At 68.6% G+C, this 11,257-nt stretch carries 11 protein-coding genes and 1 tRNA gene; 8 read left to right on the top strand and 4 right to left on the bottom strand.

From position 1 onward, the window contains the following. The first annotated feature begins 9 nt into the window (after positions 1-9). On the top strand, positions 10-837 hold the full coding sequence (locus tag FLW16_RS00055) for a patatin-like phospholipase family protein (protein WP_142556418.1): 828 nt from the start codon (positions 10-12) through the stop codon (positions 835-837). A 153-nt stretch (positions 838-990) separates the two neighbouring features. Here FLW16_RS00055 and FLW16_RS00050 read toward each other — a convergent pair whose 3' ends face one another. After that, positions 991-1,188 carry a DUF2795 domain-containing protein gene (locus FLW16_RS00050; protein ID WP_142556417.1) on the bottom strand — a complete coding sequence of 66 codons (198 nt, stop codon included), beginning with the start codon at positions 1,186-1,188 and terminating at the stop codon, positions 991-993. Between the two features lie 187 nt (positions 1,189-1,375). Between FLW16_RS00050 and FLW16_RS00045 the strand changes: the two genes are divergently transcribed. Beyond that, positions 1,376-3,049: a sodium:solute symporter family protein gene (locus FLW16_RS00045; RefSeq protein ID WP_260614706.1), complete on the top strand. Its 1,674-nt coding sequence runs from the start codon at positions 1,376-1,378 to the stop codon at positions 3,047-3,049. 9 nt (positions 3,050-3,058) lie between these two features. Then, complete coding sequence (locus FLW16_RS00040) at positions 3,059-3,298, top strand: hypothetical protein (protein ID WP_142556415.1); 240 nt, start codon at positions 3,059-3,061, stop codon at positions 3,296-3,298. Between the two features lie 48 nt (positions 3,299-3,346). Here the strand turns inward: FLW16_RS00040 and FLW16_RS00035 are convergent, their stop codons facing one another. Further along, a complete protein-coding gene (locus FLW16_RS00035) occupies positions 3,347-4,024 on the bottom strand; it encodes a TetR/AcrR family transcriptional regulator (RefSeq protein ID WP_142557241.1) in 678 nt (225 codons plus the stop codon). Between the two features lie 47 nt (positions 4,025-4,071). On the opposite strand from FLW16_RS00035, the gene FLW16_RS00030 reads away from it, so the two are divergent. Further along, a complete protein-coding gene (locus FLW16_RS00030) occupies positions 4,072-4,953 on the top strand; it encodes a hypothetical protein (RefSeq protein ID WP_142556414.1) in 882 nt (293 codons plus the stop codon). After that, positions 4,950-6,377, top strand: coding sequence for an isoprenylcysteine carboxylmethyltransferase family protein (locus tag FLW16_RS00025; RefSeq protein WP_260614704.1), 1,428 nt, complete (start codon positions 4,950-4,952; stop codon positions 6,375-6,377). The genes FLW16_RS00030 and FLW16_RS00025 overlap by 4 nt, the downstream gene beginning before the upstream one ends. Here the strand turns inward: FLW16_RS00025 and FLW16_RS00020 are convergent. Beyond that, a complete protein-coding gene (locus tag FLW16_RS00020) occupies positions 6,307-7,323 on the bottom strand; it encodes a substrate-binding domain-containing protein (RefSeq protein WP_142556413.1) in 1,017 nt (338 codons plus the stop codon). The two genes, FLW16_RS00025 and FLW16_RS00020, sit on opposite strands and share 71 nt — an antisense overlap. 239 nt (positions 7,324-7,562) lie before the next feature. Between FLW16_RS00020 and FLW16_RS00015 the strand changes: the two genes are divergently transcribed. Next, positions 7,563-7,639, top strand: a tRNA-Ile gene (locus FLW16_RS00015). Positions 7,640-8,192: 553 nt separating this feature from the next. Beyond that, positions 8,193-8,936 (top strand): CBS domain-containing protein, encoded by a 744-nt coding sequence (locus FLW16_RS00010; protein WP_185949182.1) that lies wholly within the window; start codon positions 8,193-8,195, stop codon positions 8,934-8,936. A 3-nt stretch (positions 8,937-8,939) separates the two neighbouring features. Here FLW16_RS00010 and FLW16_RS44860 read toward each other — a convergent pair whose 3' ends face one another. Further along, positions 8,940-9,512 carry a hypothetical protein gene (locus tag FLW16_RS44860; protein WP_260614702.1) on the bottom strand — a complete coding sequence of 191 codons (573 nt, stop codon included), beginning with the start codon at positions 9,510-9,512 and terminating at the stop codon, positions 8,940-8,942. On the opposite strand from FLW16_RS44860, the gene FLW16_RS00005 reads away from it, so the two are divergent. After that, positions 9,468-10,922: a DUF2075 domain-containing protein gene (locus FLW16_RS00005; RefSeq protein ID WP_260614701.1), complete on the top strand. Its 1,455-nt coding sequence runs from the start codon at positions 9,468-9,470 to the stop codon at positions 10,920-10,922. The two genes, FLW16_RS44860 and FLW16_RS00005, sit on opposite strands and share 45 nt — an antisense overlap. Positions 10,923-11,257: the final 335 nt, after the last annotated feature.

Raw genomic sequence — 11,257 nt, 5'->3', positions numbered from 1 at the left:
ATTCTGGTTATGACTACTGCTCTCGTGCTCGGCGGCGGAGGAGTCGCCGGCATCGCCTGGGAGGCGGGGATCGTCACCGGCCTGCGCCGTCTCGGCCTGGACCTGGGGACGGCGGACCGGATCATCGGCACCTCGGCCGGCTCGGTCGTCGGCACGCTCGTGGCCACCGGCGCCGACCTGGAGGAGGCGATCGCCCACCAGGCCGAGGTGGACACCGGCCCGCCCCCGGCCGTCGACCACATGGACGAGGTCATGCAGGCGTTCGCCATCATGTTCGACCCGAACCTCGACCGGCGGGAGGCCCGCCGCAGGGTCGGGCAGATGGCCCTGGCGGCCAGGGTCGACCACTACGCCGAGCGGCTCGCGGCGGTCGGCGAACGGCTGCCCGTGAAGGAATGGCCCGAGCGCGAACTCCTGATCACCAGCGTGGACGCGGCCACCGGCGAGTTCGTCGTGTGGGACCGGTCCTCGGGCACGCCGCTTGTGCTCGCCGTCGCGTCGAGCTGCGCCGTGCCGATGGTCTTCCCGCCCGTGGAGATCAACGGCCGCAAGTACGTGGACGGCGGGGTCCGCTCGGCGACCAACGCCGACCTCGCGGAGGGCGCCCATGCGCTCGTGGTGCTCGAACCGCTCGGCAACCTGACCCCCCGGGCCGTCCTCGACGCCGAGATGGCGAAGGCGGGCGCGGCCACGTCGTACGTCGTCCACCCCGATACGGCGTCGGTCGCGGTGTTCGGCCAGAACGTCCTCGACCCGGCCCTGTGGGGACCTGCCTTCGCGGCGGGGATCGACCAGGCCGCCGCCCTCGCCGAGCCGATCGCCGCCGTCTGGTCCTGACTTTTCGGGGCCGGCCCGCCGTACACGCCCGAACGGCGCGCGGCGTCACGCGGGCGGCCGGCGCGGGTACGCTCCCGCGCCGGCCGCCCGACGCCGGGCCCCTTGCTCCCGGGCCCCTTGCTCACCGGGCCCCTTGCTCACCGGGCCCCTTGCTCACCGGGCCTCGGTGACCGCCTTGCTGACCGCGTTGGGGCCGTCGTACTGCCGGTCCGGAATGCGTTCCAGCGCGTCGATGACGTTGTCGTCCGCGCCCTGGTCGCGGGCCGTGCGGATCAGGTCCGACTTGCCGGCCGGATAGTCGACGCCCTTCAGGTGCTTCTGCAGCTGGATCGGGTTCGGCGCGTCGGCCATGACGTGCCTCCCTTCGTCGGTGTTCTCCTGCTCTCCCTCGCCTACCCGGTTACTCCCCCGCCACTCGGGACTCCGCCCCGCACGCCCCGGGCCGGGCTTTACAGTGCCCCACCTGCGGTTTTGTCACGATTGGGTATACGGGGGGCGAGTTTGTGAAACGACGAGACCTGCGGGTAGCTGGCGTTGCGTGCCTGATGCCCAATTGCTGGCCGCACAGGATCTGCGGCTCGACGTCAACGTTCTGGACTACGTGATCCTCGCCCTGTACTTCCTCGTGGTCCTGGGAATCGGCTTCGCCGCGAAACGGGCCGTACGGACGAGTCTGGACTTCTTCCTCTCGGGCCGCGCACTTCCCGCCTGGATCACCGGCCTGGCCTTCATGTCCGCCAACCTCGGCGCCACCGAGGTCCTCGGCATGGCGGCCAACGGCGCACAGTACGGCGCGATGACCCTGCACTATTACTGGATCGGCGCGGTCCCCGCCATGGTGTTCCTCGGCGTCGTGATGATGCCGTTCTACTACCGGTCAAAGGTGCACAGCGTCCCCGAGTTCATGCGCCGCCGCTTCAACGGGGCGACCCAGCTGCTCAACGCAGGGACCTTCGCCGTCGCGCAGATCCTCATCGCCGGGATCAACCTGTACGCGCTGGCGCTCATCATGGACGCCCTGCTCGGCTGGCCGCTGTGGCTGTCGATCATCGTGTCGGCCGCGATCGTGCTCGCGTACATCACCCTCGGCGGCCTGTCCTCGGCGATCTACAACGAGGTCATGCAGTTCTTCGTGATCGTCGCCGGGCTCGTGCCGGTGGTGATCATCGGCCTGACCCGGGTCGGCGGCTTCTCCGGCCTCGGCGAGAAGGTCAAGCAGAGCGTCCTCGGCGAGGGCGGCCTGCACACCTGGGCGCACACCGCCGGCACCGACAACCCGCTCAACGCCAACTGGATCGGCATCGTCTTCGGCCTCGGCTTCGTGCTGTCCTTCGGCTACTGGACCACGAACTTCGCCGAGGTGCAGCGCGCGCTGTCGGCACGCAACACCAACGCCGCCCGGCTCACCCCGATCGTGGCGGCCTACCCGAAGCTCGTGATCCCGATCGTCACCGTGATCCCCGGTCTCGTCGCGGTCGTGCTGTTCGGCAACATCGGCAAGGACGGCGGGCCGACGTACAACGAGGCGATCCCGCTGCTCATGAACGAGTTCCTGCCCAACGGCGTGCTCGGCGTCGCGGTGACCGGCCTGCTCGCGTCGTTCATGGCCGGCATGGCCGCCAACATCAGCGGCTTCAACACGGTCTTCACCCAGGACATCTGGAAGGCGCACATCAACGGCGACCACCCCGACGAGTGGTACGTGCGGCTCGGCCGCATCGCCACCGTGGTCGGCGTCCTCGCCGGAATCGGCACGGCGTTCATCGCCGCCGGGTTCGGCAACATCATGAACTACCTGCAGTCGCTGTTCTCGTTCTTCAACGCCCCGCTGTTCGCGACGTTCGTCATCGGCCTGTTCTGGCGCCGGATGACCGCCTGGGCGGGCTTCTGGGGCCTGCTGAGCGGCACCGTGTGCGCCTTCGCCTCGTACATCCTCTACAAAGCGGGTGTGTTCGACTTCGGCACCGAGCTGAACGCGAGCTTCTGGGGCGCCGGCATCGCCTTCGTGGTCGACGCGATCGTCTCCGTCGTGGTCACGCTCGCCACCACCCCCAAGCCGGACAGCGAGCTGCGCGGGCTCGTCTACGGCCTGAGCGACGCGTCCGTCTCCGACGACGCGCTGGCGGGAGACGCCGCCTGGTATCGCTCCCCCGTGATCCTCGGCGCCGGGGCGGTGGTCCTCGCCGCGGCGTTCTACCTGCCCTTCCTCTAGGAGGTTTGCATGGCCGCCCCGCAACGGCTCTTCGACATCCGCCGCGTGATCGGTGGTCTGTTCCTGGTGTACGGACTGATCCTCACGGTCACCGGGCTGTTCGACGGCACCCAGGAGATCCAGAAGGCGGAGGGCATCCGCATCAACCTGTGGACGGGCATCGCGATGCTCGTCGTCGGCGGCGCGTTCCTCCTCTGGGAGCGCCTGCGCCCGTCCGACGCCCCCGCCCCCTCCGACGAAGAGGAGTGAACCGGCTGTTCCCGGCCGCGGTCGCACCCCGGTGCGACCGCGGCCCTCTCATTCCGGCGATTCTGTGGAGGCCGGGCGGCGGCGCCGGGGCATCCGCAGGGTGAGCAGCCGGGCGCGCGGCGCCACCCGCGCCGCGAGGCCGAACAGCGCCTCGGTCCGCGTACGGTCGGCGTCGAGGTGCGTGAACAGGTTGACGCCCAGGTAGAACGTGATCGCGGCGTACGCCACGTCGCGCGGGGGCAGGAGCCGGGCCAGCGGAGAGCCGCCGATCACCCGCTCGAGCGTCTGCTCCACGAAGTCGATCCAGGGGTCGGCCCGCTTGACGATCTCCGCCCGCAGCTCGGGGCGGGCGATGCTGGCGCCGACCAGCTCGGAGAAGAGCGTGATGTGCCCGCCCTCGATGTCGGCCCTGTAGACCCGGGTGGCGGCCTCCACCAGCTCTTCCAGCGTCGCGGCTCCCGCGACGGTCTCCCGATGGGCCCGCATGCGCTCCTCCGACGAGCGGTCGAGGGCGGCGAGCAGCAGCGGGTCGACGCCGCCGAAATGGTAGAAGACCAGCGCGGAGTTGACACCCGCCGCCTTCGCGATCGTCCGGGCGCTCGTGCCCGCGTACCCCTGGGTCTTCAGCGTCTCCGCCGCCGCCTCGATGAGCCGGTCGCGCGTCTCCGCGCCCGAGTCCCGCCGTGTCGTCAACCCGCCTCCCTTGACAGCGCCCTCGATCCTCATCATACGGTTTAATCACTCGATTAAATCTCTCGCTCAAGGAGCGCCGTATGGAGTCGGAAGACCCGACGCGGCCCCGGCTCGTGCTGGTCGTGACGCTGGCCGGGCTGTTCGCCGCCTACCTGCTCTACGAGGTGCTCCACGCGGGCCGTCTGGAGCAGACCTCGCTGTTCTACGTGGGCATCCCGGCGGCCATCGCGATCACCGTGGCGATCACGGCGCGGCCGAAGAGCGCCACCGGGACGGCCATGGCCACGATCACCATCGGGCTCGCGCTGGCCGGCCCGCTGCTCGGCGAGGGCGTCGTCTGCCTGCTGATGTCGGCCCCGCTCTTCTACTTCGTCGGCCTGCTCGTGGGCGTCTCGATCGACTACACGCGCCGCAGGGGCGGGCACGCCGTGGCCGTCGTCGCCCCGCTGCTCCTGGCCGCCCTGCTCGAAGGGGCGACGCCGGTCACCTCGCTGCCGCGGGACGAGGAGGTCACTGCGGTCGCCACAGCGGCGCGGGACACGGACATCGAGGCCGCCCTGGCCCGGCCACCCGCCTTCGGCCCGGTCACCTCGTCGTTGTTACGGCTCGGCTTCCCCCGGCCGCTCGGCTCCGACGGTCGGGGACTCGCCGTCGGGGACACCCGGACGATCACGTTCACACCCCGGCGGTCCCTCGGGATCAACGCTCCGCTCGAGCCGCGCGCCATGACACTGCGGGTCGCCGGGCGCGCCCCCGGCCGGGTGGTCTTCCGGGTGGAGCGCGACACGACCCTCGCCCGGTGGATGGACCTGCGCGAGGCCGAGTTCCGCTGGCGGGGACGGCGGCTCGAAGTGACCTTCCGCTACCGGCGCACCTTCGACCCGGGCTGGTATTTCGGGCCGCTCCAGCGGTACGCCGCGACCCAGGCGGCCGGCTACCTCGCCGCGACCTTCACCTCGTGATCGCGGACATGGTGTCCACCGGCCCTGCGATGGCGGATTCCGCGATCGGGCTCCTGCGGGGCGCGGCCCTGTTCGGCCCGCTCGCCGCCGTCCTGGTCGCGACAGCCGTACGCCGCCCGTCCGAACGGGCGCTCGCCGCCATGATCCTCACGACGGCCTGGAACCTGCTCGCGCTCGCCCTGGTCAACGTGATCGCGGTGCGGGCCGGCTGGTGGTCCTTCTCCGCCCGGGGCGCGGTGGTGGAGGGCGTCCCGGTGGACCTGCTGCTCGGCTGGGCGCTGCTGTGGGGGGCGCTGCCCGCGCACGCGGCCCGCCGCCTCCCGCTCCCGCTGACCGTCCTCGCGCTCACCTGGCTGGACCTCGCGTTCATGCCCCTGGCCCGCCCGCTCGTACGGCTCGGCGGCGACTGGTTGTACGGCGAGGCGCTCGCGGTGGCGCTCAGCCTGGCGCCCGGCCTCCTGCTCGCCCGCTGGACCGTCCGCGGCGTCTTCGCGGCCGGGCGGGCGACGCTGCAGGCGGTGCTCGCGGGCGGGCTCATGCTCGGGCTTCCCGTCCTGCTCACCGGGGTGTGGCGGCAGCCCGCCTGGCTCGCGGGCCTCGGCGTCCAGGTGCTGGCCGCGCCGCTGACGCTCGGCCTGGCGGCCGTCCGGGAGTTCGCGGCGGCGGGCGGCACGCCGCTGCCGTACGACGCGCCGCGCCGCCTCGTCACCAGCGGGCCGTACGCCTATGTGCGCAATCCGATGCAGGTGTCGATGACGGCGAGCTACCTGCTTCTGGGCACACTGGACGTCCGCTTCCTCGCGGCGGCCGGCGTGGCCGTCGCGTACGGCGCCGGGCTCGCGGCCTGGCACGAGGGCGAGCAGCTCGCCGGCCGTTTCGGCGGCGCGTGGGTCGCCTACCGGTCCGCCGTGCGGGCCTGGCTGCCCCGTCTGCGGCCCTCCCCCGCCATGACGGAGGCGGTCGTCCATGTGTCGGCGACCTGCGGGCAGTGCGCGCCCGTCGGCAGGTGGATCCTGCGCCACGCCCCGGTCGCTCTCCGGGTGCGCCCGGCCGAGGAACATCCCCGGGGCCTGCGGCGGATGACGTACGAGCGCGCGGACGGGCTGCGGGCCGAGGGGGTGGCGGCCCTCGCCCACGCCGCCTCGCACCTCCATCTCGGCTGGGCGCTCGCCGGGTGGGTCCTGCTGCTGCCCGGTCTGGGCTGGTTCGCGCAACTGTGCGCCGACGCCTTCGGCGCCGGGCCGCGTACCGTGCCGTCCTGGCCGGCCGAACGGGGGACGGGCCAGGACGGCCGGGCGTTCACGCAGCCCGCGGACTCGGCCGGCGGCCCGCGCCGCGCCCCTGACCGGCGTCTCAGTGGGGTCGCGCGTCCTGTCCGCGGGCGGTCCCGGGGGCGGGGGCCTCGTGAGCCGTGGCCTTCGTGACCACGGCGGGCGGGACCAGCACGGCCGGGATCGAAACCGTCGTCCCGTTGGACACGACGGCCGTGCCGTACACGGTCCTGCCGCCCGCGACCTCGACCGCCAGCCTGGCGGCCGCCGACGCCTCGGCCGCGACGTCGGTGCGGACGGTGGCGGTCTGCGTGCCGGCCCTGACCCGTCCCAGCGCCGCGGGCCGCCCACCATGCCCGATCAGCGGCACCCCGGCCATTCCCGCCCGCGCCATCTCGGCCGCGACGGCCTCGGCCACCGCGTCGCTCGCGCAGCACACACCGCCCACCTTCGCGGCCCCGCCGAGCGCGGCGACGGCCGCCGCCACCTCGCGTACGGCCTCGTCGGGCCGCGTCAGGTCCCGCTCCCAGCCGATCGTCACCCGGCCGTCGAGCACGGCGTGCAGGCCCCGCTTCACCGTCTCGGCGTACGGGTCTGTGGCGGGGCCGTTCAGCAGCAGCACCGGCCCCGCGACCTTCATGGCGCCGAGCAGGGCCAGCGCCTGCTCCCGCCCGACGCGCGCCGGGTCCGTCGCCACGTAGGCGTCCACCGGCCCGTTCGCCAGCCGGTCGTACGCGACGACCTTCGCCCCGGACAGCTTGGCCCTGGCCACCCAGGGGGCGGCCGCCCCGGGATCCACCGCGCCGAGGACCAGCACCCGCACGCCGTCGGCCAGCATCCGGCCGATCTGCCGCCCCTGCCTGGCCCGGTCGCCCGCGGCGTTCGCGTACTGGACATGACAGCGCGGGCAGAGGGACGCCAGGGCCCGCGTGAACAGAGGCCGGTCGGGTCCCTCGCCGGGGAGCAGCAGGCCGACGGTGAAGCCCTCCCGCACGTCGCCGACCGCTCCGAGTTCCGCTCCTGGCTGCCGCCCGCCCTGCCCGCAGGCGGGAAGGGACATCAGGAGAAGCACGCAGACGCCCGCCAGTCGTCTCCCCACGGGGCACCCCCGATTCGTTGCGGAGCCACGTTTCGCAGAGCCGTCTTGTGGAGCGATGTCGCCTCAACAGTCACATACCCGGACATACGCCCCACGACTCTCACCACGGCAGCCGCACCCCACTGCGGGCGATCACGACAGGGTGATCGGGCGGCGATTACGCCCAGGGCCGAAGGCCGCCGCTCACCTCCGCGCACAGATCCCCACACCCGCTAAGTTGTGAGAGACTCCACCATTGCGGGGCGGTAGCTCAGCCGGTCAGAGCATCGGACTCATAATCCGTGGGTCGTGGGTTCAAGTCCCACCCGCCCTACCACGTTTGATCAGGGAAACCCTGCCTGAGCTGCGGCTTCTCTATCGATCATGCTTGCCTGACATGCAGCCCTAGGCCACCGAGAGCCGCGGTTTGTCGCCAGTCACGGGATATGCGCGGGATGACCTTGGTCGCGTTTCCCCAGGTCGCGCCGCGGTTTTCGACGCCTCTGCGGGATGAGACCCGCCCCGGAAACGCTCAAGGGTCCGGCGTGCCCCGAGACTCTCGGCTTCGCGATCGCATCTTCGCGATGAACGGAAACAAGTCCAAGACCTGCGTGGATGGCTACGGCATCACCCGGGGCAAGATCGCAGCAGTTTGAGTTCGGCGCTCGGTGAGCGACGCCACCTCATACCGGGGGCTGCTCCCACCTGAAACTCCCCCGCGCTTGTCGTACGGCACCACTATGGTGTCCAGTGACACGTACGGCCCACCGGGCTCCCGCCGCAAGAGCGGTTCAGGGCAGCCCTCACCCGTAGGAGTAGTCCATGCTGTGCAGACGCATGGCCGCGTTAGCGTGCCCTTGCTCGCTCGTCCTCGACCTCTCGGATCGTCGATGAACGGCGACGGCAGCATCGTGCTGCGCATCGGCCATCTCCCCACCGCCCGACTCTCGAAGCTCGTCAGCGTCTGCCCGGACGACACGCTGACGCGTGCGGAGACGCTTCTGACGCGATACAAGTACAGCCAGCTCCCAGTGCTCGCTGACCGAGCGTCTCTGATCGGCGCCGTCACGCTGGAGTCGATCGCGCTCGTCCGCATCGCTGGCCAGGAGCTCACCCTCGCCTCCGCGACACGGCCGGTCCAGGAGGTGTCCGTGGACGCGGAGGTGAGGAAGGTTCTCCCCCTGCTTCGGCAGCACCGCTTTGCCATCGTCCGCGACGAGAGCGGAATGATCAGCGGAATCGTCACGCTGGCCGATCTCGTTGATGCCATGGAGGATCGCACGGGACCACACGCGATTCTCGGTGAGATCGAACGCCGCCTTCGCAAAATTCTCGAACAGGCCTGCCCTACCGTCGAGGACCTTCAGGCGGCGACCGGCAAGACGGGAATCAGATCGGTACGAGATCTGACTCTCTTCGATGTAGAACAGGTGTTTGGCCGCGCCAACGTCTGGACAGGGCTCCACTGGCGCCTCGATCAGAGCATCTTCGTCGCCGAACTGCGAGCCGTCCGAAAGATCCGTAACAAGTTCGCCCACTACCACGACGACGAACCCCGACCGCTTCCGGAGCCGGAACTCGCACAATTGACCGGTTTCCTGGATTGGCTGGCCGAACTCGCCCCGCAGCGTTGACGGCTAGGTGACTACCTCTGGTGGTGGCGGTGCTAGAGCCACCACCAGAGGAACAGTCCCAACCACTGCCAGGGACAGCGCTAAATCATGGGAGCACTGAACATGTCGGATCACGGGCGGGTAGGAGTGCGCCGAAAGGCACGAGATCTCGCAGCAAGGCCAGCGGTTGCTCGCGGGCTCGGCGCTTCCGCCTCGAACGAGCAATGCATCGCAGAAAGGACGGACCGTCCCGGCGAGCGCCTCGTTCAAGAACGCGCTCTGCGACTGCTGGCCTGTGATCTGGTCGAAGCCGACCTCGGCGACATAGAGGTGCTGATCGAGTACCAGCTGCCTTCCACGAGTAAGCGGGCCGATGTAGTCCTCGCCGGCGTCGACCGCGCCACGGGTCACGACGCCTATATGATCATCGAACTTAAGCATTGGCGGCGCGCTTGTCTTTACGAAGGTGATTCTGATCTCGTTGTCGTTCCCGGCATATCCGAACTCCCCGTACTCCACCCAGCCCTCCAAGTACGCGCCTATCGCGATTACATGGCCGATCTCCTCAAGGCGAGCGGCTTGCAGGGTGCCGTCCATGATGCCGTCTATCTGTATGACGCGGTCGACTCCGACATTCACGACCTCTACCAAATCAGCCGTGCCCAGTACAACGTCTTCAGTGGATCCCGTCGCAGCGAATTTCGGAGCTTCCTCAAGTCACGTTTCGCGGAACTTGATGGGAAGACGGCCGCAGAGCAGCTGCTCTCCAGTAACATTCACCCGTCGCCAGCACTGTTCAAGGTGGCTACCGAAGAGCTACGGAATCGGAATCCATTTGTTCTGCTCGACGAACAGCGCCTAGCATATGAGCTCGTCCTTCATGCTGTCGAAAAGGCCCGTAGATCCAAGACTAAGTCTGTCGTGATCGTCAGTGGAGGGGTGGGATCAGGCAAGAGCGCGATCGGCTTGGCCCTGCTGGGCGAGCTGCATAGGAGTGGGTACCGCGTTATGCACGCCACAGGATCACACTCGTTCACACAGGCCCTGAGACGACAGGTTGCTAAAGGATCTGCCCGGCAGAAAGCGTTGTTCAGATACTTCAATAGCTTCAGTGACGCAGCACCAAACGAGTTAGACGTTCTCATTTGCGATGAAGCTCATCGCATACGAGAGACTTCAGCTAACAGGTTCACACCGGCGGGCGCCCGTACGGGCCGCCGACAGGTAGAGGAGCTCATCTCTGCTGCTTGGGTGCCGGTATTCCTACTGGACGAACGTCAAGTAGTCCGCCCAGGCGAGGTCGGGACGGTGGACGCTATCCAGGCACACGCCCAGGTGACTGGTATCGCTGTACACACGGTAGATCTCGATGGACAATTCCGCTCTGGTGGTAGCCTCCAATACGAGCGATGGGTCGAGAATCTCTTGGGATTGGGCAACGAAAAAGCCCAGGGATGGACGGAAGAGAACCTCTTCAGCATCGCGCTTGCCGAAACCCCCCATCAATTGGAAGAATTCCTGAGGGGAAAACTCGAAAAAGGCCATTCCGCACGGATCACCGCGGGATATTGCTGGCAGTGGAGCGCCCCAAAGACAGATGACACCCTGGTCCCCGATGTGCGGATCGGCACATGGGCTCGACCATGGACTGCTAAAGGAGATCGCCCAGCCAGAGAGGCTCCCAGCAGCGCACTGTGGGCGACACTGCCCGGCGGTTTCGGGCAGGTAGGAACCGTTTACACCGCACAAGGCTTCGATTACGATTGGAGCGGCGTCATCATCGGGCCCGATCTCGTCTATCGCAACGGTAGGTTAATCACCGTACGCAAGGCCAGCAAAGACCCAGCTCTTATGAAATCCAACATTACCGACCGACAGGCCGACCTGCTGATTCGGAATACATACAGGGTCTTGCTCACACGAGGACTGGTTGGCACAGTTATCTATTCCGCCGATCCGGCTACTCAAGCGTTCCTAGCTAAGCTTCTTCCCCCTTTACCGCGGTAGCTCTCACATGTCCGGCTTTGCCCTGCCGCCCTCGGAAGGTTCTACGGTCGCGCCACCCGCGGCCGATGCAGCAATTCGACCGCCTATTGCTCAAATGCTCATCATTTTCGAGCTTGGCCTTTCGTGCTTCAATCGGCGAAGGGTCCCGGAGTGACCCGAGACCCTGAGACCTGACTTGGCTCACGGTTCAGGATCGCCGCTGAGTACAACCTGACTTGGCTCACGGTTCAGGATCGCCGCTGAGTACAACGCGCTGACCTCGTAGTTTCCCCTCGGGAACGGCGAAAAGTGCGCACTAAATCGATCATGTCTCTACCCTGGTGGCCGTGTCTCCG

The organism is Microbispora sp. KK1-11, from assembly GCF_006874435.1.
GTDB classification, from domain to species: Bacteria; Actinomycetota; Actinomycetes; order Streptosporangiales; family Streptosporangiaceae; genus Microbispora; species Microbispora catharanthi.
This window is presented reverse-complemented; position numbering and strand designations above follow the sequence as displayed.

Excerpts from the sequence above, each read along its gene's own strand:
- FLW16_RS00055 (WP_142556418.1), top strand. The coding sequence starts at position 10 with ATGACTACTGCTCTCGTGCTCGGCGGCGGAGGAGTCGCCGGCATCGCC.
- FLW16_RS00050 (WP_142556417.1), bottom strand. The coding sequence starts at position 1,188 with ATGGCCGACGCGCCGAACCCGATCCAGCTGCAGAAGCACCTGAAGGGC.
- FLW16_RS00040 (WP_142556415.1), top strand. The coding sequence starts at position 3,059 with ATGGCCGCCCCGCAACGGCTCTTCGACATCCGCCGCGTGATCGGTGGT.
- FLW16_RS00035 (WP_142557241.1), bottom strand. The coding sequence starts at position 4,024 with ATGAGGATCGAGGGCGCTGTCAAGGGAGGCGGGTTGACGACACGGCGG.
- FLW16_RS00030 (WP_142556414.1), top strand. The coding sequence starts at position 4,072 with ATGGAGTCGGAAGACCCGACGCGGCCCCGGCTCGTGCTGGTCGTGACG.
- FLW16_RS00010 (WP_185949182.1), top strand. The coding sequence starts at position 8,193 with ATGAACGGCGACGGCAGCATCGTGCTGCGCATCGGCCATCTCCCCACC.
- FLW16_RS00005 (WP_260614701.1), top strand. The coding sequence starts at position 9,468 with ATGGCCGATCTCCTCAAGGCGAGCGGCTTGCAGGGTGCCGTCCATGAT.
- FLW16_RS44860 (WP_260614702.1), bottom strand. The coding sequence starts at position 9,512 with ATGGACGGCACCCTGCAAGCCGCTCGCCTTGAGGAGATCGGCCATGTA.